Source organism: Streptomyces sp. NPDC059649 (assembly GCF_042734445.1).
GTDB lineage: Bacteria > Actinomycetota > Actinomycetes > Streptomycetales > Streptomycetaceae > Streptomyces.
Genome location: NZ_JBHWDV010000033.1, coordinates 41,136 through 66,987, shown reverse-complemented (window position 1 = coordinate 66,987; position 25,852 = coordinate 41,136). Strand labels below are relative to the sequence as shown.

At 73.3% G+C, this 25,852-nt stretch carries 19 protein-coding genes; 7 read left to right on the top strand and 12 right to left on the bottom strand.

Translation table 11 applies throughout. From position 1 onward, the window contains the following. Window positions 1-604: 604 nt before the first annotated feature. Window positions 605-1,510: an SDR family oxidoreductase gene (locus tag ACFV1J_RS28085; RefSeq protein WP_385862600.1), complete on the bottom strand. Its 906-nt coding sequence runs from the start codon at window positions 1,508-1,510 to the stop codon at window positions 605-607. Window positions 1,511-1,592: 82 nt separating this feature from the next. On the opposite strand from ACFV1J_RS28085, the gene ACFV1J_RS28080 reads away from it, so the two are divergent. Beyond that, window positions 1,593-2,519 carry a cyclase family protein gene (locus ACFV1J_RS28080; protein ID WP_385862598.1) on the top strand — a complete coding sequence of 309 codons (927 nt, stop codon included), beginning with the start codon at window positions 1,593-1,595 and terminating at the stop codon, window positions 2,517-2,519. A gap of 246 nt (window positions 2,520-2,765) precedes the next feature. On the opposite strand, the gene ACFV1J_RS28075 is transcribed toward ACFV1J_RS28080, so the two are convergent. From ACFV1J_RS28075 to ACFV1J_RS28065, 3 genes are all read right to left on the bottom strand, one after another. Next, window positions 2,766-3,239: an ATP-binding protein gene (locus tag ACFV1J_RS28075; protein WP_385862596.1), complete on the bottom strand. Its 474-nt coding sequence runs from the start codon at window positions 3,237-3,239 to the stop codon at window positions 2,766-2,768. A gap of 471 nt (window positions 3,240-3,710) precedes the next feature. Further along, the gene (locus ACFV1J_RS28070; protein WP_385862647.1) at window positions 3,711-4,700 is read right to left on the bottom strand and encodes an acyl-CoA dehydrogenase family protein; all 990 of its coding nucleotides are present in this window, start codon (window positions 4,698-4,700) and stop codon (window positions 3,711-3,713) included. A gap of 8 nt (window positions 4,701-4,708) precedes the next feature. Next, window positions 4,709-5,842, bottom strand: a complete 1,134-nt coding sequence (locus ACFV1J_RS28065; protein ID WP_385862594.1) for an acyl-CoA dehydrogenase family protein — start codon at window positions 5,840-5,842, stop codon at window positions 4,709-4,711. Between the two features lie 150 nt (window positions 5,843-5,992). On the opposite strand from ACFV1J_RS28065, the gene ACFV1J_RS28060 reads away from it, so the two are divergent. Then, window positions 5,993-7,528 (top strand): class I adenylate-forming enzyme family protein, encoded by a 1,536-nt coding sequence (locus tag ACFV1J_RS28060; RefSeq protein ID WP_385862592.1) that lies wholly within the window; start codon window positions 5,993-5,995, stop codon window positions 7,526-7,528. A gap of 72 nt (window positions 7,529-7,600) precedes the next feature. Continuing rightward, the gene (locus tag ACFV1J_RS28055) at window positions 7,601-8,791 is read left to right on the top strand and encodes a winged helix DNA-binding domain-containing protein (RefSeq protein ID WP_385862591.1); all 1,191 of its coding nucleotides are present in this window, start codon (window positions 7,601-7,603) and stop codon (window positions 8,789-8,791) included. Between the two features lie 72 nt (window positions 8,792-8,863). Here ACFV1J_RS28055 and ACFV1J_RS28050 read toward each other — a convergent pair whose 3' ends face one another. Then, window positions 8,864-11,035 carry a protein kinase gene (locus ACFV1J_RS28050; protein ID WP_385862589.1) on the bottom strand — a complete coding sequence of 724 codons (2,172 nt, stop codon included), beginning with the start codon at window positions 11,033-11,035 and terminating at the stop codon, window positions 8,864-8,866. A gap of 201 nt (window positions 11,036-11,236) precedes the next feature. Next, on the bottom strand, window positions 11,237-13,336 hold the full coding sequence (locus tag ACFV1J_RS28045) for a serine/threonine-protein kinase (RefSeq protein ID WP_385862587.1): 2,100 nt from the start codon (window positions 13,334-13,336) through the stop codon (window positions 11,237-11,239). A gap of 189 nt (window positions 13,337-13,525) precedes the next feature. Between ACFV1J_RS28045 and ACFV1J_RS28040 the strand changes: the two genes are divergently transcribed. Next, entirely contained in the window at window positions 13,526-14,707 is a 1,182-nt protein-coding gene (locus ACFV1J_RS28040) for a serine hydrolase domain-containing protein (RefSeq protein WP_385862585.1), read from the top strand. Window positions 14,708-14,743: 36 nt separating this feature from the next. Here ACFV1J_RS28040 and ACFV1J_RS28035 read toward each other — a convergent pair whose 3' ends face one another. After that, window positions 14,744-16,450: a glycerol-3-phosphate dehydrogenase/oxidase gene (locus tag ACFV1J_RS28035; RefSeq protein ID WP_385862583.1), complete on the bottom strand. Its 1,707-nt coding sequence runs from the start codon at window positions 16,448-16,450 to the stop codon at window positions 14,744-14,746. A 245-nt stretch (window positions 16,451-16,695) separates the two neighbouring features. Here ACFV1J_RS28035 and ACFV1J_RS28030 point away from each other — a divergent pair, with 245 nt between their 5' ends. Beyond that, window positions 16,696-17,937, top strand: coding sequence for a nucleotide sugar dehydrogenase (locus tag ACFV1J_RS28030; RefSeq protein WP_385862580.1), 1,242 nt, complete (start codon window positions 16,696-16,698; stop codon window positions 17,935-17,937). Window positions 17,938-18,602: 665 nt separating this feature from the next. Here the strand turns inward: ACFV1J_RS28030 and ACFV1J_RS28025 are convergent. The 4 genes from ACFV1J_RS28025 to ACFV1J_RS28010 all read right to left on the bottom strand — a co-directional run bounded on the left by ACFV1J_RS28025 (window position 18,603) and on the right by ACFV1J_RS28010 (window position 22,939). Continuing rightward, entirely contained in the window at window positions 18,603-19,718 is a 1,116-nt protein-coding gene (locus ACFV1J_RS28025; protein WP_030416369.1) for a GuaB3 family IMP dehydrogenase-related protein, read from the bottom strand. A 122-nt stretch (window positions 19,719-19,840) separates the two neighbouring features. Then, window positions 19,841-21,343 (bottom strand): IMP dehydrogenase, encoded by a 1,503-nt coding sequence (gene guaB, locus ACFV1J_RS28020; RefSeq protein ID WP_385862578.1) that lies wholly within the window; start codon window positions 21,341-21,343, stop codon window positions 19,841-19,843. Between the two features lie 129 nt (window positions 21,344-21,472). Beyond that, window positions 21,473-22,048, bottom strand: a complete 576-nt coding sequence (locus ACFV1J_RS28015; protein WP_018090849.1) for a sigma-70 family RNA polymerase sigma factor — start codon at window positions 22,046-22,048, stop codon at window positions 21,473-21,475. Window positions 22,049-22,327: 279 nt separating this feature from the next. Next, window positions 22,328-22,939, bottom strand: a complete 612-nt coding sequence (locus tag ACFV1J_RS28010; RefSeq protein ID WP_003948568.1) for a response regulator transcription factor — start codon at window positions 22,937-22,939, stop codon at window positions 22,328-22,330. A gap of 382 nt (window positions 22,940-23,321) precedes the next feature. On the opposite strand from ACFV1J_RS28010, the gene ACFV1J_RS28005 reads away from it, so the two are divergent. Continuing rightward, a complete protein-coding gene (locus ACFV1J_RS28005; RefSeq protein ID WP_385862576.1) occupies window positions 23,322-23,654 on the top strand; it encodes a WhiB family transcriptional regulator in 333 nt (110 codons plus the stop codon). Window positions 23,655-23,990: 336 nt separating this feature from the next. Here ACFV1J_RS28005 and ACFV1J_RS28000 read toward each other — a convergent pair whose 3' ends face one another. Next, the gene (locus ACFV1J_RS28000) at window positions 23,991-24,902 is read right to left on the bottom strand and encodes a LysR family transcriptional regulator (RefSeq protein ID WP_385862574.1); all 912 of its coding nucleotides are present in this window, start codon (window positions 24,900-24,902) and stop codon (window positions 23,991-23,993) included. Window positions 24,903-25,143: 241 nt separating this feature from the next. Between ACFV1J_RS28000 and ACFV1J_RS27995 the strand changes: the two genes are divergently transcribed. Beyond that, on the top strand, window positions 25,144-25,803 hold the full coding sequence (locus ACFV1J_RS27995) for an MOSC domain-containing protein (RefSeq protein WP_385862572.1): 660 nt from the start codon (window positions 25,144-25,146) through the stop codon (window positions 25,801-25,803). Window positions 25,804-25,852 lie beyond the last annotated feature (49 nt).

Below are 25,852 nucleotides of genomic sequence, written 5' to 3'. Positions count from 1 at the left end.
GTTCGCCGTTGCGCCTGGCGGCGGGCGTGGTGTTTTTGGGTGCGGTGCCGGCCCTCCAGACTTCGTCCTCCGGCCCAGCCCCTCCCGTGGGTGGGGGTGAGAGGCCGGTGGGGGACGGTGTTGTCGTTCGGCAGTGTCTCGTTTCGTGTGGTCTCGGGAATACCGCCCCCGGCCCGTCGAGTTGAGGCCCGCAAGGGGCACGCCGAACCCCTACGGGATCTGTTCGGCCCCGCCCTAAGGGACCCCCGACGCCCACCCCCACCGCCCTCAACTTCCCCCCAACGGGAGGGGACGGGCCGGAGGGGCCTTGTTCGTGGGCTTCGCTTCCAGGGGCTCAATCAAGGAGCGAAGGCGGAGCGCAGCGGAGCGTAAAGCGAAGCAGTCCACGAACAAGGCCCCGGAGGACCGTCACCGCACCCGACACCACCCAGCCCGCCGCAGGCGCAACGGCGAGAAACCACCGCGGCGGGACGGACGGGTACGTGCGAGGCGCCGCCAAGCGCAACGGCGAGACGCCCCGCGGCGCCGCAGACAGGTACGTGCGGGGGCGCCGCAAAGCGCAACGGCGAGCAACCCCCACGGCGGGCCAGCCAGGTACGTGGGCCTACCCCCGCCCCCGCGCGGCCGCCGCCGCCGCGGCCATCGCGGACACCCGCGCCAGCAACGGCATAGGGTCGACACCCACCGCCCCCGGCACGACCTCCGCCACCCGTTCCGGCGTCCAGCCGCCCTCGTCGGTGTATACGGAGCGCAGCTCCACCGGTTGGGCCCAGACCGCGATCTTGGGGCCGGCCACCGTGTAGACCTGGCCGGTCACCTCGCGGGCGCGTTCGCTCAGGAGGTAGACGACGAAGGCGGCCACGTCCTCCGGTTCGCCGATCTCCGTGAGTTCCATGGGGACGTTCGCCGACATCCGGGTGCGGGCGACGGGGGCGACCGCGTTGGCCGTCACACCGTATTTGTGCAGGCCCAGGGCCGCGCTGCGGACGAGGGAGATGATGCCGCCCTTCGCGGCGGAGTAGTTGGCCTGGGAGACCGAGCCCTGGTGGTTGCCGCTGGTGAAGCCGATCAGCGTGCCGGAGCCCTGGCGGCGCATCACCGCGGCCGCGGCGCGGAAGACCGTGAAGGTGCCCTTGAGGTGGGTGGCGACCACCGGGTCCCACTCCTCCTCGGACATGTTGAAGAGCATCCGCTCGCGCAGGATGCCGGCCACGCAGACGACGCCGTCGATCCGCCCGTACTGGGCGAGCGCGGTGTCGACGATCCGCTGGCCGCCCGCCATCGTGGACACGTCGTCGGCGACCGCGGTCGCGGTGCCGCCGGCCGCCTCGATCTCCTTCACCACCGCCTCGGCGACCTCGCTGCTCGGCTCGGCGCCGTCGATGGCGACCCCGTAGTCGTTGACCACGACCTTGGCGCCCTCTTGGGCGCAGGCCAGGGCCACCGCCCGCCCGATGCCGCGCCCGGCCCCGGTGACGGCGACCACCTTGCCGGCCAAGAAGTTCCCCATGCCGCGCCCCTTCCCGCTGTTTCTGACGGACCGTTAGATTTTTGGGCAGGCGCGAGCCGAACACAAGACCCCGGAGGGCCCCATGCCGCTGCCGCAGGAGTTCCACGAGATCGCCCGACGCGTCAACAACTGGGGGCGCTGGGGCGCGGACGACGAGATCGGGACGCTCAACCTGATCACCGAGCAGGTGGTGCGGGAGGCCGCCGGCTGCATCCGCAGCGGGCGCCGCATCCCGCTCGCGCTGCCGCTGCGGCAGGACGGGGTGCAGACCGGGATGATCCCGGGCCGGGTCAATCCGCTGCACACGATGACCGCCATCAACCAGGAGATCTTCGGGCCGGGTACGGTCGCCACCTCCGACGACGCGGTCACCATGGGCCTCCAGGCCGCCACCCACTGGGACGGCCTCGCCCATGTCTCGCACTCGGGGCGGCTCTACAACGGCCGCCCCGCCGCTTCCGTGACCGCCCACGACGGCGCCACCGTCCTCGGCATCGAGAAGGCCACCCCGATCACCTCCCGCGGGGTGCTGCTGGACGTGGCCCGGGCGCGCGGCACCGACCGGCTGCCCGCTGGGCACGCGGTCACGCCGGAGGACCTGGACGCCGCCGAGGAGCTGGCCGGGACGCGGGTCCGGGCGGGGGACATCGTCCTCGTACGGACCGGGCAGCTGCAGCACTACCTCGCGGGCGACCGGCAGGGTTACGCCTTCCCGTCACCGGGGCTGTCGGTGCGCACCCCGGAGTGGTTCCGGGCCCGTGATGTCGCGGCGGTCGCCAACGACACCCTGACCTTCGAGATCTTCCCGCCGGAGATCGCGGGGCTGTGGATGCCGGTGCACGCGCTGCACCTCGTGGAGATGGGCATGCTGCAGGGGCAGAACTGGAATCTGGAGGAGTTGTCGGCGGCCTGCGCGGAGGCGGGCCGCCATGCGTTCTTCCTGTCCGCGATGGCCGAACCGTTCGTCGGCGGATCGGGCACCCCGGTCGCCCCGGTGGCGATCCTCTGACCCGCGACGGGCCGGCCGGGTGGCGGTGCGCTCGTGCGCGCCCCGAGCACGGCACCGCGGACCGCCACCCCGGCCCCCACCGGGCCGCGATCCGCACTCGTCGAGACCGGGACCGGGTGCGCAGACCCGGGGGTGTCCCGCCTCGGCGTCCCCTCACGGCGGATCGCTCGTCCCAGCGTGATCAAACGGGCACGTTACGTCAACACCGGGCCCGGACCTGGTGGTGCGCCGGGCGCACCGCACGACTCACCCGCGGCGCGATACGGCGCACTGGGTTTCATAGGCGCCCAGGTCGGAGCCGGTCGCCATGAGCAGCGGCCGGCCGCGGTCCACCTCGCACCAGATCCGCTTGCCGGCGCCTTCCGGCTGCCAGCCCCAGCGGTCGGCGAGACCGTCGACCAGTTCCAGGCCGCGCCCGTTGGTGTCGTCACCGTCGGCGTGCCGCTGGCGCGGTGGACGGGCGCTGGCGTCCGTGACCTCGACCCGGACGGTGCCCACCACGGCGCCGGACCCGGAGAAGCACATCCGCAGCGAGGCCGCGGTGCCGGTGTGGACCACGGCGTTGGTCACGAGCTCGGAGATCAGCAGGATCAGCGTCTCCGCAAGCGGCTCGTCCGCCCCTATACCGGAGCCCAGGAGCCGCGAGCGGGCCCACCGCCGGGCCCGCCCCACCTCCGCGGGGTCGGGCCGTACGTCCAACTGCACCTGAAGCACCTGCACCGCTCACACCATCCGAACCGGCGGAAACATCGCCTCGCGCCTCCATGGAGTCACAGTGCGTGACCCCAGCGAGGCACAGCATGGTTGACGTTCAGTCACCCCAACAAGCGCTTCGGGCATATTCCAGCGCAAGGGAGTATGCGTGCTGCATACTGTGCGACGCACTTTGCGGGGAGTCGAACAAGGGGGGCTGGCCGGCCCTCGGCCAAGGCGGGTGGCGCGCAGTCCGTACGCCGGAGCCGTCATGCAGACGGCACCGGGTTCGTTGCGCCACAGAACCACTCGCACCCAACGGAGCGTACCTGAGCGGGGCGCCGACTCCCCCCTGTGACGAGTCACGCCTAGGACACAACCCGATATCGACCCTCCGTGACCACTTCTGTGTGGTGAGTCCGACATTTCGCACACGGGTTGCCAGAGTCTGACATCGCCCCTCACGCTCACCGCCCCGCAGTCCGGGTCCATGCGCCCTCAGTCGACCAGTTGCGCCGCCAGCAACTCCTCCGCCTCGCCCGCCGTCACCCAGGACCCGGCCCGCAACCAGGCCCGCTTGAGATGGAGATGGACATCGGCTTCCCAGGTGAAACCGGTGCCGCCGTGGATCTGAAGGCAGTCCCGGGCGTTGCGCACGGCGGCTTCGTCGGCGAGCAGTGCGGCGCCCGCCACATCGAGCGCCTCACCCGTCACCGATGCGGCATATACGGCACTTCGGGCGATTTCCGCCCGTACGAGCATCTGCGCGCACAGATGCTTGACCGCCTGGAAGGAGCCGATGGGCGCGCCGAACTGGGTGCGGACCCGGGCGTGACCGACCGCCATCTCGACGGTACGGAGCGCACTGCCCAGTTGCTGGGCGGCGGTCAGCAGGGCGGCCTCGCGGCGCAGCCGGGGCACGTCCGGGCCGTTGAGCGGAGCCGTCCGCGGGTGGTCGGTGACGCGGGCGAGCGGGGTGAGGGGGTCGATCGAGGCGAAGGGGGCGCGGGACACCTTTGCCGCCACGCTCCGGTACGCGCCGGCCGTGCGCCGTTGCGCGCCCCCGGCTCCGTACGCGACATCCGGGCCGCCGCCCTCCAGCAAGATCAACTCATCGCAGGCGCCGGGGTGTTCCCACAGCACCGGCTCACGGTCCCCGTCGCACAGCCCGACGATCTTCTCGCCGTCCGCGACACCGTCCACCGCCCCGGCGAGCAATTGGCAGGCCACCAGCGGTCCCGGCAGCAGCGCCCGCCCGGCCTCCTCGAAGGCCAGGACCGCCTCCGGCAGCCCCAGCCCGACACCGCCGGCCTCCTCCGGCAGCCGCAGCGCGAAGAACCCGGCGGCGCCCAGCTCCCGCCACAGCGCCCGGTCCGGGGCCGGGTCGCACACCGCCGCCCGCAGCCGGTCCCGGTCGAACCGGGCCGCCAGCAGTTCCCTCGTCGCCCGCTGCAACGCCCTTTGCTCATCGGTGAGTTGGAAGCGCACCGGGCCGCTCACCGCCCCTTCGGCAGGCCGAGGATCCGCTCGGCGATGATGTTCCGCTGCACCTGCGACGTGCCGGCCGCGATGGTGTACGAGAGGGACGAGAGCCGGTCGGCGGTCCACTCCTCGTCCAGGTCCAGCGCACCGGCCCCCAGCACCTCGGCCGCCGCGTCGTACAGCTCCTGACGGGCGTGCGAGTAGCGGAGCTTGAAGACCGAGCCGCCGGTCCCGGGCACGCTGCCCCGTAGTTGTGCCTCGCTGACGTTCCACTGGGTGAGCCGCCACAGCGCGGCGAACTCCGCGTTCAGCCGGCCCAGTCTGCGGCGCAGCACGGCGTCGTCCCAGCGGCCGTCCGCCCGGGCCCGGCGGGCCACCTCGGTCAGCACCCGCCGGCAGGCCACCACCTCGCCGACGAAGGCGGTGCCGCGCTCGAACGACAGCGTCACCATCGTCACCCGCCAGCCGTCGTTCTCCGCGCCGACCCGGCAGTCCACCGGGACCCGCACCTCGTCGAGGAACATCTCGGCGAACTCCGCCGAGCCGGCGAGGGTGCGCAGCGGCCGGACGGTGATGCCGGGGGCGTCCATGGGCATCGCGAGCCAGGTGATGCCCCGGTGGCGGGGGGCGGCGGGGTCGGTGCGGACGAGCAGTTCGCACCAGTCGGCGACCTCGGCGTGCGAGGTCCAGATCTTGGTCCCGGTCACCACGTACGCGTCGCCGTCGCGCACCGCCCGGGTCCGCAGCGACGCCAGGTCCGAGCCGGCCTCCGGTTCACTGAAGCCCTGGCACCAGATCTCCTCGCCGCGCAGCACCGGCGGCAGCCAGCGCCGCTTCTGCGCCTCGGTGCCCTCCGCCGCGATGGTGGGCCCGGCGTGCAGCAGCCCGACGAAGTTCGCGCCCACGTAGGGCGCCCCGGCGCGTTCGGTCTCCTCCAGGAAGATCAGCCGCAGGGTGGGGGCGGCCTCCCAGTGGACGTCGGCGTATCCGGCGTCGTGGAGCATCCGCTGCCAGGCGGTGTCGTAGGCGCGGCGCCCCGGCCAGTCGAGCGGGTCGGGGCGTGGGGGCAGGGTGGGGAGGACGCCCGCGAGCCAGCCGCGCAGCCGGGCGCGGAAGTCCTCTTCCTCCTCCGTGTACGCGAGGTCCATCGTGTCCCCTCACCTCGTGCCCGCGATTTTCTGACGACTCGTCAGATGCCAGGACCCAGGCTAGACCCGGCCCCCTGGACCGACAAGGTGTCCGCCCTTAACCTCGATGCGCTGGCTGACGAGGCGTCAGATCGCGCACGGGGAGGGGACATGGCCGGTGACACCCTCTGGGACCTGGTCGCCTGGCGGGCCGCCCGCAGTCCGGAGGCCACCGCCCTCATCCAGGGGGCGGAGTCGGCCCGGCACGAGCGGCGGATCAGCTTCGGCGGGCTGCGGCGGCGGGCCGAGCGGGTCGCGGCCGGGCTGTACGCGCGCGGCGTAGGGCCCGGCCGCACGGTCGTCTGGCAGCTGCCGACCCGCATCGAAACGGTCCTGGTCAGCCTGGCGCTGGCCCGGCTCGGCGCGGTACAGAGCCCGGTCGTCCCGGGCTACGGCGACCACGAGGTGGGGCAGGTGCTGCACCGCACCGGCGCCGCCTTCTTCCTCGTACCCGGACCGGCCGGGCACGGCCCGGACCGGCGCGCGGACCGCGCGGCCACCGTCATCGAGGCGTACGACCGGGCCGGCGGCGGGCTGCCGGACGGCGACCCGGCGCTCCTGCCCCCACCGCCCGCCGACGCCCACGAGGTCCGCTGGATCTACTGGACCTCCGGCACCACCGCCGGGCCCAAGGGCGTCCGGCACACCGACCACTCCCTGCGCACGGCCGGCCGCTGCCTGACCGAGGCGCTGCGGCCGCTCCCTTCCGACGTCGGCTCGATGGCCTTCCCGTACGCCCATGTCGCGGGCCCCGACTACACCGTCCTGCTCCTGCTGTCCGGCATCCCGGCGCTCCTGCTGGAGCGCTTCGCGCTGCCCGCCTCCCTCGCCGCCTACCGCCGGCACGGCGTCACCCTCGCCGGCGGCTCCACCGCGTTCTACACCCTCTTCCTCGACGCCCAGCGCCGACTGCCGCCGGGCCGGAAGCTGCTGCCGGCGCTGCGGCTGCTGGCCGGCGGCGGCGCGCCCAAACCGCCCGCGCTGTACCACGAGGTCGTCGCCGAACTGGGCTGTCAGCTCACCCACGGCTACGCGCTGACCGAGGCCCCGATGGTCACCATGGGCGACCCGTACGACAGCCCGGAACACCTCGCGACCACCGACGGCCGGCCGCCCGCGGGGATGGAGATCCGGATCACGCCCGGCACCGGGGAGATACGGCTGCGCGGTGCGGCGGTGTGCCGGGGTTATCTCGGCGAGCCCGATCCGTTCGACGCGGACGGCTTTCTGCCCACCGGTGATCTCGGCCGCCTCACGCCCACCGGACACCTCGTCGTCACCGGCCGCCTCAAGGACATCATCATCCGCAAGGGCGAGAACGTCTCCGCCCAGGAGATCGAGGAACTGCTCTACCGGCACCCGGACGTCGCGGACGCCGCCGTCATCGGGCTGCCGGACGACCGGCGCGGCGAACGGGTCTGTGCGGTCGTCGAACAGCCGCCGGGTGCACGGGAGTTGACGCTCGACGCGGTCTGCGCGCACCTCCTCGGCCAGGGACTGGCCCGCTACAAGCTGCCCGAGCAGCTGGAGGTGGTGGCCGCGCTGCCGCGCGGGGCGACGCTGCGCAAGGTGCGCAAGCAGGAACTGCGGGAACGGTTCGGGGGGACGGCAGCGGTTCGCGGTGTGGCGGCACGCCGGGATCCATGAGGGTGCGTAAGGGTTCGTGAGGATGCGTGAAGGAGGACACCGGCTGTCCTCGGTCTCCCGTACGGTCGCCCCATGAGTGACTCCCGCCCTCGTATCGACACCGCCGGTCGCCGGGCCCGCCTCGGACGGCGGCATCTGCTCGCCCCCGCGTGCCGCGCCGCCCGTCCCGAGGAGGTCGCCGACGCGCTCGTCGCGCTGCACGCCACCGACGCGGCGACCGTGCACCTGGCGGCCTGCGCCCGGCTGGCCGTGCCGGACCCGGCCGAGGTCGAGCGGGCCCTCTACGACGACCACACCCTGGTCCGGCTGCTGTCCATGCGGCGCACCCTCTTCGCGGTCGGCGCCGGCCTCGCGCCGGTCGTCTCCTCCTCCACCGGGCGGGCGATCGCCGCCAAGGAGCGCGCCGGCCTGGTCGGCTGGCTCGCCACCGGCGTCGGCTGGGACGAACGGCGGCTGGCCGAGGTCGAGGAGAAGACGCTGGCCGCGCTGACCGCCCGGGGCACGGCGACCGCCGCCGAACTCGCCGAGGACGTACCCGCCCTGCGCGAGAGTGTGGTGGTCTCGCCCGGCAAAGCGTACGAGGCCACGGTCGCGGTCTCCAGCCGGCTGCTGCGGACCCTGGCCGCCGAGGGCCGGGTCCGGCGCGGCCGGCCGCGCGGCGGCTGGACCAGCAGTTCCTTCCGCTGGACGCCCGGCACCGCGTTCGCCGAGTTGTCCGCGCCGCCGGCCGCCGAGGCCCGCGCCGCGCTCGCCCGCCGCTGGCTCGCCACCTACGGCCCGGCGACCGTCGAGGACCTCAAGTGGTGGACGGGCTGGACGCTCACCGACACCCGCCGGGCGGTGGCCGCCACCGACGCCGTCGAGGTGACGCTCGACGACGGCACGACCGGGCTGGCCCTCCCCGACGACCTCGGCCCGGTCCCCGAACCCGAGCCCTGGGCGGCCCTGTTGCCCGCCCTCGACCCCACCGCCATGGGCTGGAAGGCCCGGGACTGGTACCTCGACCCGGACCACGTACCGCAGCTCTTCGACCGCAGCGGCAACATCGGCCCGACGGTGTGGTGGAACGGCCGGATCATCGGCGGCTGGGCCCAGCGCCCGGACGGCGAGATCGTCTGGCGGCTGCTCACCGGCGACGGCGGCGGCGAGGCGGCCGCGGCGGTGTCGGCCGAGGCGGCGCGACTGGCCGCCTGGGTCGGCCCGGTCCGGATCACACCCCGCTTCCGGACCCCGCTGGAACGGGAGCTGTCCGGGCGGCGCTAGCCCTCCGGGCGGCCCGGCCGTCCGGGCGGTCGTGGTCCTCCGGGCGGTCGTGGTTGCCCGAGGGGGACCGGCTCACCGGGGCCGGTACGAGCTGGTCGCCTGTTCGTAGAGCCGGTCGACCTCGCGGCGCCCGGAGCCGTCCGGGCCGATGACCAGGACCAGGTGGTAGCGGCCGTGGTGGATCATGGCGAGGTTGCGCACGTAGACCTCCCGGCCGCTGCGGTCGCGCCACGTGAAGGTGCCCTCGGCCATCGCCGTCTGGCCGACGTCGATCCGCCGCAGCCCGGCCGCGGTCGCCCAGCTGGAGCCGCGGTACGGCGCCAGCTCGGGCTCCTTGTTCTGGAGGTAGGCCATCGGGTCCGCGCCGTACCGGGCCGTGCTGTCCCGGCCGGGCACGACCAGCAGTTCGTAGTCGCCGCCGAGATAACGCACCTGGCCCTGGGCGTTGGCGCCGCGCCGCTGCCAGCCGTCGCGGACCGCGATCTGGAAGCCCTTGGGGTCGGTACGCAGCGCGAAGCCGGGGGCGACGTCGGCGGGCGCGGTGGGCCGCGGCCCACCGGTGTCCGGCGCACCGCCGTCCTTGCCGCCCGAGGGGGTGGGGGCCGGGCCGGTGGCGGGCGGTGCACCGGAGGTGGCGGTCCGGTCCGCGCCGCGCCGCCCGTCCTTGGCGTCCTCGCCCGCCTTCGGCAGGAACGCCATGGCGTAGGCGACCGCGCCGACGAGCAGCAGCAGGATCGCGCCGAGCAGCAGCCGGCCGAGGTGGCGCGGCGCACCGCGGCGGGGCCCGGCCGGCCGCGGCCCGGAGGCCAGCAGGTCCGGCTCGTACGTGTCGCGGTGCGGGGCGGCGGTGTGCCGCGGCGGCTTGGCGGGCCGGGCCGCACGGGACGGCTTCGGCTGCCGGAGCGGTTTGGGCTGCTTCGGCGGGCGGGGCAGCCGGGCCGGCGGCGAGGGGGGTGCCCCCTGCTCCGTCGAGCTCGGGGCGGGGGCGGTCCGCTCCTCGGCCGGCGGCCTCCGGCGCGGATGCGGAGGGCGCGCGGCGGGCGGTGCCGGGGCGGCCGCCGCCGGGGCCGGATGCGGTGAACGTCCGGCCGGCCGGCCCTTCTTGTGCCGCCCCTTGCGGACGAGTTCGCCCCGCCGCCGCACGATCGGCAGCCACCGCGGGGCGCCCCCCTGCTCCAACGCCGGCATGGTCACCAGCCGGCGCTCGGCCTCCGGCTCCGGGGCCGTACGGATCACTGCGCGGAGCGCGTCGCGCACCTCCGCGAGCTCCGGGCGCTCGGCGGGGTCCCGGCGCAGCAGGGCCTCGACGACCGGGCGCAGCGGCCCGCACCCCGCCGCGTCCAGGGGCGGCCCGGACCGGACCAGCCGGGCGAGTTCGACGGTGCTGTCCTCGGGGAACGGCGGATGGCCCTGCACGCTCCGGAACAGCAGCGCGCCGACCGCCCACAGATCGGCGGCCGGGCCCGGGCGCGCGGACGGCGCGTCCTCGCCCACCGGCGCGGCCTGTTCGGGCGCCCAGCGTTCGGTGACCGGGCCGACGACGGTCAGCCGCGCCTGCCACGCCCGTTCGGCGGCGAGCCCGGTGCGGGGCGGGGCCCCGTCGGTGTCGTCCCCGGCAGGCGAATCGTCTCCGCACAGTGCTTCCTGGGCCGCGCCGGCCGCCAGCCCGGTCAGGATGGCCCGGCCGTCGGCACAGATCAGGACCGTGCGGGCGGTGATGTTGCGGTGCAGCCGGCCGGCCGCGTGCAGCACCCGCAGCGCGGTGAGCAGGTCGGCGCCGATCTCCGCGGCGCGGTGCGGGGTCAGCGGCCGCTCGGCGAGCAGGGCGGACAGCGGGCGGGCGGCGAGGAGTTCACCGACGATCCACAGGCTGCCGTCCTGCGCGAAGACGTCGAAGACCTGCTCCAGCCGGGGGTGGTCGGGCAGTTGCGCCACGGCCGTGGCGGCCTGCAGCGCACGGCGTACGGCGGGGTCGCGGGGGCTGCGGTCGGCCACCCCCGTCGCCCGGAAGCCGCCGAAGCGGCCGCCGCCGCTCCACTCGCCGGAACCGGCCTGGCCCGCGCCCACCGCCTCCGCCTCGAGGACCTCGGCCTCCACGACCTCCGGCAGCGGCACCTGACGGACCAGCACCTCCTGCCCGCTGAACGTGTCGAACGCCCGGGACTCGGCGAAGTCGTCGTCGCCGAGGGGGCGCACGGGCAGGCGGTAGCGCTCGGCGAGCACTCGCCCTGCGTACTCGTCCACGACGCCTCCCCGCAGCGCGTGCTGTGGTACCGCCCCGCCTCCGCCGTCCGCCGGCGCGGACCGTCGGTCACTTCCGGTCGTGTGCCCGTCGAATGCGGATGCGTACGGTCTTCGATGTCTCACGATACGTGCCCGGGCCGGACGGTGCGCCCGCCCGGCCCGTTGATGCGTCCGTCCGCGCCCCGGCCGGCCCGCGTCCGCTCAGTCCTTCACCGCGAAGGTCTTGAACGCGGTGGCGATGACCTGCTGGCACTCCTTGCCCGACCAGCTGTCCGCCTTGCAGGTGATCATGATGGCGTAGCCGTGGTCGTCGTCGGCCCGGAAGCCGCGGTTGAGGACCCGTACCTTCTGGCCGCCCTGGGTGCGGGTGAACGACCAGTCGGCGACGGTCGGATAGCCCCGCCACTTCACCGTCTTGATGCCGATGAGGTGGTAGTCCTCGCTGGAGCCGCGCACGCTCGGCTCCAGGCTGCGCCAGGAGGCCGCGGCGTCGGTGCCCGGCTTGGCGTTGTAGTCGACCTGGACACGCGGGAATCCGTCGTCGGAGGCGCTGTATATGGCGCCGGAGCCCTGCCCGGCGGTACCGGTCTGGTGGAAGCCCTTGGGCATGGCCATACGGAAGTGGAACGTGCCGTTGGTCTTCTGGGCGTAGCCGTCCGGCAGCTTCGCACCGTCCTTCCCGTCGCCGCCGTCACCGCCGTTGCCGTCCGCCCCGCCCTTGTCGCCGGCCTGGTCGGCGCTCGGCGCCGGGCCCGGCCGGTCGGGGCCGGCGCTGTTCCCGTCGCCCTCGTTCGCGTGGTCACCGTTCGCGTCGGCCGCGTCGGTCGAGGGCTTGCCGCGGGCCGCGGAGGAACCCTTGCCGTCCTTGCCCGAGGAGCCGCTGCCCTTCGCGCCGGCGTCGTCGCCGCTGAGGGAGAGCGCCAGGACCGTGCCCAGCACCGCGAGGACGACGACCACGGCCACGGTGATCAGGGTGCGGCGCGGGACGACATCGGTCAGCGACGCACGCGGGGCGGACGGGCGGTCCCCGTCGTCGGGTCTGGAGTCCGCCCGGGCCGCGGCCGCGGTGGCGGCGTTGCGTACGGACTTGAGGGCGGCGCGCATCCGCTCCTTGGCGGCCTCGCCGTCGAAGCCGGGGCGGCCACCGGACGGGCGGTCCGCCGCCGGGCCGCCCGCGGCCGGCCGCTCCGTGGCGACCGCGGCGGGCTTCTGCTCCGGACGGGCCGGCGCCTTCGCGGACGCACCGGCGGACGCGGTGGCCCCGGACGCCGCGGCCGGCGCGGCGGCCGGCTTCTCCTTCGGCTTGCGCTGCGGCCGCGACGAGGCGCCGCTCTTGGCGGCCTTCGGCTTCGCGGCCGCCTTGGGCTTGGGGGCGTCCTTCGGCGTGGCCGGGGTGCGCTCGCCGGGCACGGTCGGCAGCGCCATCGCCCGGGTCGCGTCCATCGGCGGCTCGGTCTTCTCCGGCGCGTGGATGACGTCCAGCAGCATCGACCGCGCACCGGCGTCGTCCAGCCGGGCCGCCGGGTCCTTCACCAGCAGCCCGAAGATGACCTCTTGCAGCGCGCCGGCGCTCTTCGGCGGCTCGACCGGCTCGGTCATCACCGCGGTGAGCGTGGCGATCGCCGAGCCCTTGTCGTACGGCGGGACGCCCTCGACGCAGGCGTACAGCAGGCCGCCCAGCGACCACAGGTCGGCCGGCGGGCCCGGCTTCTGGCCGCGGGCGCGCTCCGGGGAGATGTAGGAGGGGGCGCCGACGAGCATGCCGGTCGAGGTCACCGAGGGGTCACCCTCGACCTGGGCGATGCCGAAGTCGGTCAGCACGACCCGGCCGTCGTCGGACATCAGGACGTTGGACGGCTTCACGTCGCGGTGCAGGATGCCGGCCTCGTGCGCGGCGCGCAGCACGTCGAGCACGGCGAGGCCGACCTCGGCGGCACGGCGCGGGGTGAGCGGACCGTCGTCCCGTACGACCTCGGCGAGCGAGCGGCCCTCGACCAGCTCCATCACGATCCACGGCCGGTCGTCCTCGTCGACCACGTCGTAGACCGTCACCGCGCCGTTGTTCCGGATCCGGGCGATCGCCTTGGCCTCGCGCAGCGTGCGGGTGATCAGCCGGCGCTTCTCGTCCTCCTCGACCCCGCCCGGGAAGCGCAGTTCCTTGACTGCGACCGTACGGCCCAGGACCTCGTCGCGTGCCCGCCAGACGGTGCCCATGCCACCCCGGCCGAGAACATCGGCGAGCCGGTACCGGCCGGCGAGCAGCCTGCCCTCCTTGCCGTCCATCTCGACCTCGTCGCCCACTGAATCCCCTCGGCAATCCAGCCGAGTTGGCAGCCTTGACATCGCATCGATCGCCAAACTGACCCAACTCGGACAACCCACCCTGGCAGAGCCTTCATTCTCCCTCATCCGCGGCCGTGCGGAAGGCCCGGGTCGGTGCCGGGCGGCACCGACCACCCGTCATGATGGCCCCGACGAACGGGAGCCCCCATGACGATGCGTCCGCCCCGGGCGGCCGTGGCGGCGGCGCTGGCCGCAGTCGCCGCGCTGTCCCTGGTGGCCTGCGCGGGCCGGGCCGCCACCCCCCGTGTGCCGCCGGTGGGGACCGTCGCGCGGCCGCCGGCCACCACGGTGCCCGCACTGCGCCGGCTGGTCGCGGACGGCGCCCCGGGCGCGGCCTCGCTCATCACCCGCGACGGTCGGTTCCCCGCCTCGCGCTTCGCCACGGCGGGCTTCGCCGATCTGCGCAGCCGGCGCCGGATGACCGCGGCGGACCACTTCCGGGCCGGCAGTCTCACCAAGCCCCTGGTGGCGACGGTGATCCTGCAGCTCGTCGCCGAGCGGCGGCTGCGGCTGTCCGATCCGGCGGCCGGGCACCTCCCGCGGGGCGTACCGGTCAGGGGCCGCAACGGCGGCGCCGACCTGCGGAAGGTGACGGTCCGCCAGCTGCTCGACCACACGAGCGGCCTGTTCAACTACACCCAGGACCCGCGGCTCTTCCGCAGGCTGTACGGCCCCGGCTTCGGCGCCCACCGCTACGACAGCCACACCCCCGCCGAACTGCTGCGGATCGCCCTCGCCCACCCGCCGTCGGCCGCCCCGGGCACGCGATACGCCTACTCCAACACCAACTACCTGGTGCTCGGCCTGGTCATCCGGGCGGTCACCGGCCACCCGTACGCCGCCGAGATCCGCCGCCGCATCCTGCTCCCGGCCGGGCTCGACCAGACCTCCTTCCCCGGTACCGACCCGGCGCTGCCGGCGCCGCACGGCCGCGCGTACTCCCGGATCGGCGACCGGCGGGTGGACGCCACCTCGCTGGACCCCAGCCGGGCCGGCGCGGCCGGCGAGATGGTCACCACCCTGGGCGACCTCAACCGCTTCTTCTCCGCCCTGCTCGGCGGGAAGTTCCTGCCGCCGCGCCAGATGGCCGCCATACGCAGCGAGCAGCACACCGGCGGCGCCTACGGCCTCGGCCTCTACGCGACCCGGCTGCCCTGCGGGGTGACGGTCTGGGGCCACAACGGCGACATCAACGGGTCCTTCGCCCAGTCCGCGGGCACCGTCGGCGGGCGACACGTCGTCAGCTACCGCGTGAACACGGACGACCGGCTGGACCCGGCCGACACCACCGCGGTGCTGAGCGCCGAGTTCTGCGCCCGGCACACATAGGGACACACAGAGGGACGCCTGCCGGGCCCGCGGCGCCTACAGCGGCACGATGTCCGGTGCCCCCAGCCGCGCCGCATCCGCCGTCAGATCGTCCGGCTGGCGCTGCGATTCGCGTTCCGCCTCGACCCGCTTGCGGTAGTGCGTGATCTCCTTCTCGACCTGGTCGTCGTCCCAGCCGAGGGCCGGCGCCATCAACTCGGCGACCTCGCGGGCGCAGCGGGTGCCGCGGTCGAAGGTCTCGATCGAGATCCGGGTGCGCCGGGTCAGCACGTCGTCGAGGTGGCGCGCGCCCTCGTGCGTACAGGCGTAGACCGCCTCGGCGCGCAGGTAGTCGTCCGCGCCGGTCAGCGGTTCGCCCAGTGAAGCATCGCCCACCACGAGCTCCAGCAGTTCCTCGGTGAGCGCGCCGTAGCGGTTCAGCAGGTGCTCTATCCGTGCCACGTGCAGTCCGGTGCGGGCCGCGATCCGGGCCCGGGCGTTCCACAGCGCCCGGTACCCCTCGGCCCCGAGCAGCGGCACCTCCTCGGTGACGCACTCCGCGACCCTCTGGTCCAGCCCGTGCACCGCCTCGTCGACGGCGTCCTTGGCCATCACCCGGTACGTCGTGTACTTGCCGCCGGCGACCACCACCAGGCCCGGCACCGGGTGCGCGACCGTGTGCTCCCGCGACAGCTTGCTGGTGGCGTCCGACTCCCCCGCCAGCAGCGGCCGCAGCCCGGCGTACACACCCTCGACGTCGTCCCTGGTCAGCGGGGTGGCGAGGACCTCGTTCACATGCTCCAGCAGATAGTCGATGTCCGCGCTGGACGCCGCGGGATGCGCCTTGTCCAGGTCCCAGTCGGTGTCCGTGGTCCCCACGATCCAGTGGCGCCCCCAGGGGATGACGAACAGGACGCTCTTCTCGGTCCGCAGGATCAGCCCGGTCGTCGAGTGGATGCGGTCCTTGGGGACGACCAGGTGGATGCCCTTCGAGGCCCGTACGTGGAACTGCCCGCGCTCACCGATCAGCGCCTGGGTGTCGTCCGTCCACACGCCGGTGGCGTTGACGATCTGCCGCGCCCGGACCTCGTACTCCCGGCCGCCCTCGACGTCCTGCACCCGCGCCCCGACCACCCGCTCGCCCTCGCGCAGGAAACCCACCACCCGCGCCCGGTTGGCGGCGTGCGCGCCGTACGCCGCCGCGGTCCGCACCAGGGTCGCCACGTAACGGGCGTCGTCCATCTGCGCGTCGTAGTACTGGAGCGCGCCGACCAGCGCGTCCTTCTTCAGGCACGGCGCGACCCGCAGCGCCCTCTTGTGCGAGAGGTGACGGTGGACCGGCAGCCCGCGGCCGTGCCCCGACGACACCGACATCCCGTCGTACAGCGCCACACCGGAGCCCGCGTACCAGCGCTCCCAGAACTTGTGCTGCAGCGGATAGAGGAACGGCACCGGCTTGACCAGATGCGGCGCCAGCCGCTCCAGCAGCAGCCCACGCTCCTTCAGCGCCTCCCGCACCAGCGCGAAGTCCAGCATCTCCAGATACCGCAGACCGCCGTGGATCAGCTTGCTCGACCGGCTGGACGTGCCGGAGGCCCAGTCCCTGGACTCGACCAGTCCGGTGTCCAGCCCGCGGGTCGCCGCGTCGAGTGCGGTCCCCGCGCCGACGACACCCCCACCGACCACGAGAACGTCCAGCTCCCGCTCCGCCATTCGGGCGAGCGCCTCGGCCCGCTGTGCCGGTCCCAGTATCGCTGTCCTCACCGCTGCCTCCCGCTGTGGTGTGGGCCACCGTGACCGGGGCCCTGCCCCGTCCGTCGATTCTGACCGCGCTCCTTGCCGCTATCCCCCCTCGCCCACACGGCAACACCCCGGCCACCTTGATCCATCAATCCCTATTCTGGGCCAAATATCCGCTTAGTCTACTTATGCACTCTTCGCATACGTCATGCACTTCCCGCCCCCGCACACCACCCGCCACCCCTCCGCTCGGGAAGGACGGTCGCAGCATGCCCGCAGATCTCGCCGTCATCGGACTCGGTCACCTCGGCCTCCCCCTCGCCCAGGCCGCCACCACCGCCGGCATCGGCACCCTCGGCTACGACCCCGACCCGCACGCCGCCACCGACGGGCCGCTGACCGCCACCGAACTCCGCCGGCTGCTCGCCGCCGGCTTCCGCACCACCGCCGACCCCACCGCCCTCGGCCGGGTCCGCACCGCCGTCATCTGCGCCCCCACGCCGCTCGGCGAGGACCGCGCCCTGGACCTCTCCGCGGTCGCCGACGCCGCCCGCACCCTGGCCGCACAACTGCGCCCGCACACCACGGTGATCCTGGAATCCAGCGCGTACCCGGGCACCACCGAGGAATTCCTGCGCCCCCTGCTCGAAGCGGGCTCCGGCCTCACCGCCGGCCGCGACTTCCACCTCGCGTACTCACCCGGCCGCCACGACCCCGGCAACCGCACCCACCACTACGCCAACACACCCAAGGTCATCGGCGGCCTCACCCCCGCCTGCACCGAGGCCGCCGCCGCCTTCTACGGCCGGCTCACCGACAAGGTCGTCCGCGCCCGCGGCCCCCGCGAGGCGGAGACCGCCAAGCTCCTCGAAACGAACTACCGCCACGTCAACATCGCCCTGATGAACGAGATGGCCGTCTTCTGCCACGACATCGGCGTCGACCTGTGGGACGTCATCCGCTGCGCGGAAACCAAACCGTTCGGCTTCCAGTCCTTCCGCCCCGGCCCCGGCGTAGGCGGCCACGCCCCCGCGGTGGACCCCAACTCCCTGTCCTCACGGGCGAGTTCACCCACCCTCCCGCTCCCCCTCCGGATGGTCGAACTCGCCCAGGAGGTCAACGGCCGGATGCCCCACTACGTCATCCAGCGCTGCGCCACCCTCCTCAACGAACACGGCAAGTCCGCCCGCGGCGCCCGCATCCTCCTGCTCGGCGTCACCTACAAACCGGACGTCGCCGACCAGACCGGCTCCGCCGCCTGGGAAATCGCCGCCCGCCTCCGCGAACTCGGCGCCCACGTCACGTACCACGACCCGCACGTCCCGCACTGGACCGTCCACGGCCGCCCCGTCCCCCGCGCCGACTCCCTCTACGACGCCGCCTCCGCCGCCGACCTGACCCTCCTCCTCCAGCCCCACCGCACCTACGACCTCCAGGGCCTGTCGGTAAAGGCCCAGCTCCTGCTGGACACGAGGGGCGCCACACCCACGGGGGCGGCGCACCGGCTGTGAAGGGGGCGCGCGCGGCGGCCCGGACCCCGGAGCTGGTGGCACCGGGCGCGCAGCGCGGGTACCTTACGGAAACAGGTGGAGCCCACCGCAGCGGGTACTGCGGCAGGCTCCTGATGGATTACGGGTGTCCGCCCCTACCTTCCTTGGGGGCGGCCGCTCACCATCACCGCAACAGGTGGAGCCCACCGCAGGGGCTAGCTGCGGCAGGCTCCTGATGGATCACGGGTGTCCGCCCCTAGCCTTTGTGGGGGCGGCCGCTCACCATCCAAAGATCCGCAAGATCCACCTCCTCCGGCACTTCACCATCCGAAGACGGATCCGGTCCCAGCGAGTGGGCTTGCGGTGGGGTCCCATGGGCGCCGCCCCCTTCCACGACACCGCCCATTGGCCCGGTAGGACGGTCCGTCGGAAATCGGGCCGGGCCCCGACGGCCGGGGCCCGGAACCAAGTCCTTGGAAGGGGGCGCTCCCGAAAGGCCGGGGCGCCACGTGAACGCTATCGGGCCCGGCCCCGCTGACCGGCCCGCATATGCCGCGAAGACAACCGTGCGCCCCCGCATCGCACAAGGCGCCGCCCCCGGCCAAAGGCAGTTGGGCATGCGAAAGGGCCGGTCACCCACCAGGATGACCGGCCCTTCGTACGTGCCCTACGGACTACCGCACGGGCTACCGCCGCGGCGCGACCGTGACCTCGACGCGCTGGAATTCCTTCAGCTCCGAGTAGCCGGTGGTCGCCATCGCCCGGCGCAGGGCGCCGAAGAAGTTCATCGAACCGTCCGGCGTGTGCGAGGGGCCGAGGAGGATCTCCTCGGTCGTGCCGACCGCACCCAGGTCCATCCGCTTGCCGCGCGGCACGTCCTCGTGGACCGCCTCCATGCCCCAGTGGTGGCCGCGGCCCGGCGCGTCGGTCGCGCGGGCGAGCGGCGAGCCCATCATCACCGCGTCCGCGCCGCAGGCGATCGCCTTGGGCAGGTCGCCGGACCAGCCCACACCGCCGTCGGCGATGACGTGGACGTAACGGCCGCCGGACTCGTCCATGTAGTCACGGCGGGCGGCCGCGACATCGGCGACCGCGGTCGCCATCGGAACCTGGATACCCAGGACGTTACGGGTGGTGTGCGCGGCGCCGCCGCCGAAGCCGACCAGGACACCGGCCGCGCCGGTACGCATCAGGTGCAGGGCCGCGGTGTACGTGGCGCAGCCGCCGACGATCACCGGGACGTCCAGCTCGTAGATGAACTGCTTGAGGTTCAGCGGTTCGGCCGCGCTCGACACGTGCTCCGCCGACACCGTCGTGCCGCGGATGACGAAGATGTCCACGCCGGCGTCCACGACGGCCTTGGAGAACTGTGCGGTGCGCTGCGGCGACAGGGCCGCGGCGGTGACCACGCCCGCGTCGCGCACCTCCTTGATCCGCTGACCGATCAGCTCTTCCTTGATCGGGGCCGCGTAGATCTCCTGGAGCCGGCGGGTCGCGTCGGCCTCGTCCAGCTCGGCGATCTCGGCGAGCAGCGGCTCCGGGTCCTCGTAGCGGGTCCACAGCCCTTCGAGGTTGAGGACGCCCAGGCCGCCCAGCTCACCGATGCGGATGGCGGTCTGCGGGGAGACCACCGAGTCCATGGGGGCCGCCAGGAACGGCAGCTCGAAGCGGTAGGCGTCGATCTGCCAGGCGATCGAGACCTCCTTCGGGTCGCGGGTGCGGCGACTGGGTACGACGGCGATGTCGTCGAATGCGTATGCCCGGCGGCCGCGCTTGCCGCGCCCGATCTCGATCTCAGTCACGTGTGTGGCCTTTCCTTCTGCGTCTGCGTCTCCAGTATCCCCGACGCACCGGAGCCCGCGGCCGGGGTGCGGCCGCGGGCTCACGGTAGGGGCGTACGAGGCGCGGGGCTACCTGCGGGGCGTCAGCGCCGGGTGTAGTTCGGCGCCTCGGTGATCATCTGGACGTCGTGCGGGTGGCTCTCCTTCAGGCCCGCGGCGGTGATCCGCACGAACCGGCCCTTCTCCTTGAGCTCGGGGATGTCGGCGGAGCCGACGTAGCCCATGGAGGCGCGCAGACCGCCGACGAGCTGGTGGGCGACCGAGGCGAGCGGGCCGCGGTAGGGGACCTGGCCCTCGATGCCCTCGGGCACCAGCTTGTCCTCGGAGAGGACGTTGTCCTGGAAGTAGCGGTCCTTGGAGAAGGACCGGCCCTGGCCGCGGGACTGCATCGCACCCAGCGAGCCCATACCGCGGTACGACTTGAACTGCTTGCCGTTGATGAAGACCATCTCGCCCGGCGACTCCTCGCAGCCGGCCAGCAGCGAGCCCAGCATGACGGTGTCCGCGCCGGCCGCGATGGCCTTGGCGATGTCGCCGGAGAACTGCAGGCCGCCGTCGCCGATCAGCGGGACACCCGCCGCGTTCGCGGCCTGCGCCGCCTCGTAGATCGCGGTGACCTGCGGCACGCCGACACCGGCGACGACCCGGGTCGTGCAGATGGAGCCGGGGCCGACGCCGACCTTGATGCCGTCCGCGCCGGCGTCGATCAGGGCCTGGGCGCCGTCGCGGGTGGCGACGTTGCCGCCGACCACGTCGACGCTGATGTTCGACTTGATCTTGGCGATCATGTCGAGGATGCCGCGGCTGTGGCCGTGCGCGCTGTCCACGACGAGGAAGTCGGCACCGGCCTCGACCAGCGCCTGGGCCCGCTCGTAGGCCGCGTCGCCGACGCCGACCGCGGCACCGACGACCAGCCGGCCCTCGGCGTCCTTGGCCGCGTTCGGGTACTTCTCGGCCTTGACGAAGTCCTTGACCGTGATCAGGCCCTTGAGCACGCCCTCGTCGTCGACCAGCGGCAGCTTCTCGATCTTGTGGCGGCGCAGCAGCTCGATGGCGTCGTCACCGGAGATCCCGACCTTGCCGGTGACCAGCGGCATCGGGGTCATGACCTCGCGGACCTGCCGGCGGCGGTCCATCTCGAAGGCCATGTCGCGGTTGGTCACGATGCCCAGCAGCTTGCCCGCGGCATCGGTGACCGGCACCCCGCTGATCCGGAACTTCGCGCACAGCGCGTCGGCCTCGGCGAGGTCGGCGTCCGGGCGGACCGTGATCGGGTCGGTGACCATGCCCGACTCGGAGCGCTTGACCAGGTCGACCTGATTGGCCTGGTCCTCGATGGAGAGATTGCGGTGGAGCACACCCGCGCCGCCCTGCCGCGCCATGGCGATGGCCATCCGCGCCTCGGTGACCTTGTCCATCGCGGCGGAGAGCAGCGGGATGTTCACCGTGACGTTGCGCGAGACCCGGGACGCGGTGCTCACCGCGTTGGGCAGCACCTCCGACGCGCCGGGCAACAGCAGCACGTCGTCGTATGTCAGCCCGAGCATGGCGAATTTGGCGGGCATACCGTCGACGTTGTCACTCATGACACCTTCCCCAATGCTCTTGCCTCAGCGCGGACTCCCATGCTAACGGCCTACGGGGGTGGCCCATTCCACGAGCAATGAGGGCCTCGTCACTTGTACTTTCCTACGGCGCCTTCGCGCCGCCCACGGCTACTGCTCGGCGAGCGCCCGCAGCCGACTCAGTGCACGGTGCTGCGCGACCCGTACGGCACCCGGCGACATCCCCAGCATCTGCCCGGTCTCCTCGGCCGTCAGCCCGACGGCGACCCGCAGCAGCACCAGCTCGCGCTGGTTCTCCGGGAGGTTCGCCAGCAGCTTCTTGGCCCACTCGGCATCGCTGCTCAGCAGCGCCCGCTCCTCGGGGCCGAGGGAGTCGTCGGGCTGCTCGGGCATCTCGTCGGACGGCACGGCCGTGCTGCCGGGGTGGCGCATCGCGGCCCGCTGCAGATCGGCGACCTTGTGGCCGGCGATGGCGAAGACGAACGCCTCGAAGGGTTTGCCGGTGTCGCGGTAGCGCGGCAGGGCGCAGAGCACCGCGACACACACCTCCTGCGCCAGGTCCTCGACGAAGTGCCGGGCGTCGCCGGGCAGCCGGGACAACCGGGTGCGGCAGTAGCGCAGGGCGAGGGGGTGCACATGGGCCAGGAGGTCATGGGTGGCCCGCTGGTCCCCCTCGACGGCGCGTGCGACGAGATCGCCGATCTCCTGCTTCCCGTCGTCGCGCATCGGTCCATGGTGCCTTGGCGCCGCACGGTCCGCGGCACCAGGTCCATAGTTGTGCACTGAAGCGTTATGAGCGGCAGGTGCGCCGGCAGTCATCTCCCGCGCCCTCCCCTCGTGCCCTAGCGGCCCGTCCCCGAGGAACTCCATACGTCAAGGATGCGGCACCGCGCGGCGAATCGGACCGTCGTCGCCGACCGGGGCATGCGGGGCACCATGCCGCCCCGCCCGCCACAGGGCGGGCGGGGATCTTCACTCCCCCGCATCGATGCACGTCACAAGGCCTTAGCGGACCAGTCCCCAGCGGAAGCCGAGCGCCACCGCATGGGCCCGGTCGGAGGCGCCAAGTTTCTTGAACAGCCGCCGGGCGTGCGTCTTGACCGTGTCTTCCGACAGGAAGAGCTCACGGCCGATCTCGGCGTTCGAACGGCCGTGGCTCATGCCCTCCAGCACCTGGATCTCGCGCGCGGTGAGCGTCGGTGCGGCACCCATCTCGGCGGACCGCAGCCGGCGCGGGGCGAGCCGCCACGTCGGATCGGCGAGCGCCTGGGTCACCGTCGCCCGCAGCTCGGCGCGCGAGGCGTCCTTGTGCAGATAGCCGCGGGCACCGGCGGCGACCGCGAGCGCGACGCCGTCGAGGTCCTCGGCCACCGTGAGCATGATGATCCGGGCGCCCGGATCCGCGGACAGCAGCCGGCGCACGGTCTCGACACCGCCGAGGCCGGGCATCCGTACGTCCATCAGAATCAGATCCGAGCGATCGGCACCCCAGCGGCGGAGGACTTCCTCGCCGTTGGCCGCGGTCGTCACACGCTCGACGCCGGGCACGGTCGCAACCGCCCGACGGAGCGCCTCTCGGGCAAGCGGGGAGTCGTCGCAGACGAGGACGGATGTCATGACCGCCCTCCGCAGCTGATGCGCGTCACCTTGAGCCTCCAGGCTGGTACGTATCGTCACCTGTGCGATTGACGGCCGCCTCGGACACCTGCCCGAGGGCTACCTCTGCCAATCGCCTCCGCACACTCAACGACGGTCACCCGAAAGAGTTACGGCTTCGGCGACCGAGTTCAGCACGCTCCGTGAGGAGCCGGATACGCAGACGACTCATCGGGCGACCGGCATCCGCGCGTGCACCCTATGCCCTATTTGGCTCCCTTTCTTCCATTTTCGCGTTGACTATGACTAGATTCGCAATGAGTCATATTTACATCTACTTCGACAGTAGATGTACGGTCGTGAGCACCGAGCCCGAATCCGCATCGCTTCGAGGGGACAAGCAATGGCAGATTTCTCCCGCCTCCCGGGCCCGAACGCAGATCTTTGGGACTGGCAGTTGCTGGCCGCCTGCCGCGGCGTGGACAGCTCACTCTTCTTCCACCCCGAGGGCGAGCGCGGAGCGGCTCGCAGCGCGCGTGAGACATCGGCGAAAGAGGTGTGCATGCGCTGCCCCGTGCGGGCCGAGTGCGCGGCGCATGCGCTGGCCGTCCGCGAGCCCTACGGGGTGTGGGGCGGCCTGACCGAGGACGAACGGGAAGAACTGATGGGCCGGGCCCGCCACCGGCTGGTACCCGCGAACTCGATGACGGGCCGGCCGGGAACGCCCGGCCACTAAGGAGAAGCACGCGGAGCTCGGGGAAGAAACGTTCCTGCAGAAAAGTCTGCACGGAAGGTCTGCTCACGCCTGCGATGCGACGGCGGGGGGCAGGGACGGGGACGGGGGGCGGGGCGGGGATGCGGCTTGGACTCGGTGTGGGTGTTGGTGTTGGGGTGGGTGTGGGTGTGGGTTCGGTGATTTCGGTGATGGGGGATGGGGGCGGCGGCGGTTGAGGTGCGGGGATGGGGTGCGGGTGTGGGGGTGCGCCTGTCTTCGGGCGCCAGCTGTTCGTCCGCCAGCTCTTTGTCCGCCTGCTGGTCGTCCGCCCGCCTGCCTGCGTGCGTGCCGCGGGGGTCAGCGGCCCGCGGCGTCCACCAGCTGGTCGAGCATGGCCTCGACGGCCGGGACCCGTGCCAGGTCCGGCAGGGTGAGCGCGACGATCTCCCGGTGCACGGCGGGGTCCATCCGGATCGCGGTGGCGCCCTTGGGACGTACCGACGCCAGCGTCAGCTCGGGCAGCGCGGCGACCCCCAGCCCCGCCCCGACCAGGCCGATCACGGCCGGGTAGTCGTCCGTCGCGAAGTCGATGCGGGGCGTGAAGCCCGCGCTTTCGCAGACCTCCACCAGATGCCGGCGGCAACGCGGGCAGCCCGCGATCCACGGCTCGTCGGCCAGGTCGGTGAAGCGCGCGCGGCCGGCCCTCGCCAGCCGGTGGCCGTCCGGCACCAGGCCGATCAGCCGGTCCGCCAGGATCGGCCGCACCACGAGGTCGCCCCACTCCGCACCGGCCGCCGGGTCCGCCCCGCGCACCTCCGGGTACCGGAACGCCAGCGCGATCTCGCAGTCGCCGTTGCGCAGCATCTCGATCGAGCGCGGCGGCTCGGCCTCCACCAGGGAGACCCGGGTGCCGGGGTGGGCGGCACGCATCTTCGCCAGGGCGGTCGGCACCAGCGTCGAACTGCCCGAGGGGAACGACACCAGCCGCACCCGCCCGGCCCGGAGGCCGGCGATGGCCGCGACCTCCTCCTCGGCGGCGGTCAGCCCGGCCAGGATGCCGACCGCATGCCGTACGAGCGCCTCGCCGGCCTGCGTCAGCCGCATCTCGCGGCCCGCCCGTACCAGCAGCGGGGTCCCGGCGGACTGTTCCAGCGCCTTCATCTGCTGGCTGATGGCCGGCTGGGTGCAGCCCAGCTCCCGCGCCGCACCGGAGAACGAGCCGGTCGTGGCGACGGCGCGCAGCACGCGGAGATGACGGGCCTCGATCATGTTTCGAGCATAAGCGCGTCTTGGGTCGACCAGGAAAAACCGGTGGGTTTCTTTGAGGCACCGGGGCGCACGCACGGAGGCACGGGGGCGGCGCTCGGGGCAGGGGGCGCGGCGGGTGCACGGGTGAGGGCGTCGGAAGCTCGGGGACGCGCGGGAGTGTGCGAGGCGTGTCGGGGCGCAGAGCGGTCACGCTGGTGTGTGGGCCGCATCGTGCCGCCGCGACCGGGCATCGGAGCTCCGTATGAAGCTGCTGACCGTGAACATGGGACATCCCACCCCGTCCCCGCACGCCGCCGTCGAGGCCGGCACGGGCATCTTCAAACGACCCGTGAACGGCCCCGTGACGGTCCGTTCCCCCGGGCCCAGAGGCGTTGGCGGCAGTGGGCTGACCGGTGACGCGGTGGTCGACCGGCGCCACCACGGCGGCGACGACAAGGCCGTCTACGCATACGCCCGCGAGGACCTGGACGCCTGGCAGCACGAGCTGGGGCGCGCGCTGTCCAACGGGGTCTTCGGCGAGAACCTCACCACCTCGGGGGTCGAGGTCACCCACGCACGGATCGGCGAACGCTGGCGGATCGGCCGCGAGGTCCTGCTGGAGGTGTCGGCGCCGCGGGTCCCCTGCCGTACGTTCCAGGGGCGGATGGGGGAGCCCGGCTGGATCAAGCGGTTCATGGGGGCCGCGGTGCCCGGCGCGTACCTCCGGGTGATCGAGCCGGGTGAGATCCGCGCCGGGGACCCCGTCCTCCGGGAGCACCGGCCGGACCATGAGGTGACCGTCCGTCTGGTGTTCCGGGCGCTGACCGGCCGACGGGAGCTGCTGCCGCGCCTCCTGGAGGCTGGCGAGGCGCTCCCGGAGGAGACCCGGCGGCAGGTGACGAAGTATCTGGGGCGCCGATGAGAGAGGGGGCCGGGGCGGCGGGACCTGGCGCGGCCGGGGGTTGGGGCTC

Excerpts from the sequence above, each read along its gene's own strand:
- ACFV1J_RS28005 (WP_385862576.1), top strand. The coding sequence starts at position 23,322 with ATGGCAGATTTCTCCCGCCTCCCGGGCCCGAACGCAGATCTTTGGGAC.
- ACFV1J_RS28010 (WP_003948568.1), bottom strand. The coding sequence starts at position 22,939 with ATGACATCCGTCCTCGTCTGCGACGACTCCCCGCTTGCCCGAGAGGCG.
- ACFV1J_RS28065 (WP_385862594.1), bottom strand. The coding sequence starts at position 5,842 with ATGGACCTCGCGTACACGGAGGAGGAAGAGGACTTCCGCGCCCGGCTG.
- ACFV1J_RS28030 (WP_385862580.1), top strand. The coding sequence starts at position 16,696 with ATGCCCGCAGATCTCGCCGTCATCGGACTCGGTCACCTCGGCCTCCCC.
- guaB (WP_385862578.1), bottom strand. The coding sequence starts at position 21,343 with ATGAGTGACAACGTCGACGGTATGCCCGCCAAATTCGCCATGCTCGGG.
- ACFV1J_RS28040 (WP_385862585.1), top strand. The coding sequence starts at position 13,526 with ATGACGATGCGTCCGCCCCGGGCGGCCGTGGCGGCGGCGCTGGCCGCA.
- ACFV1J_RS27995 (WP_385862572.1), top strand. The coding sequence starts at position 25,144 with ATGAAGCTGCTGACCGTGAACATGGGACATCCCACCCCGTCCCCGCAC.
- ACFV1J_RS28015 (WP_018090849.1), bottom strand. The coding sequence starts at position 22,048 with ATGCGCGACGACGGGAAGCAGGAGATCGGCGATCTCGTCGCACGCGCC.
- ACFV1J_RS28060 (WP_385862592.1), top strand. The coding sequence starts at position 5,993 with ATGGCCGGTGACACCCTCTGGGACCTGGTCGCCTGGCGGGCCGCCCGC.
- ACFV1J_RS28085 (WP_385862600.1), bottom strand. The coding sequence starts at position 1,510 with ATGGGGAACTTCTTGGCCGGCAAGGTGGTCGCCGTCACCGGGGCCGGG.
- ACFV1J_RS28055 (WP_385862591.1), top strand. The coding sequence starts at position 7,601 with ATGAGTGACTCCCGCCCTCGTATCGACACCGCCGGTCGCCGGGCCCGC.
- ACFV1J_RS28080 (WP_385862598.1), top strand. The coding sequence starts at position 1,593 with ATGCCGCTGCCGCAGGAGTTCCACGAGATCGCCCGACGCGTCAACAAC.
- ACFV1J_RS28000 (WP_385862574.1), bottom strand. The coding sequence starts at position 24,902 with ATGATCGAGGCCCGTCATCTCCGCGTGCTGCGCGCCGTCGCCACGACC.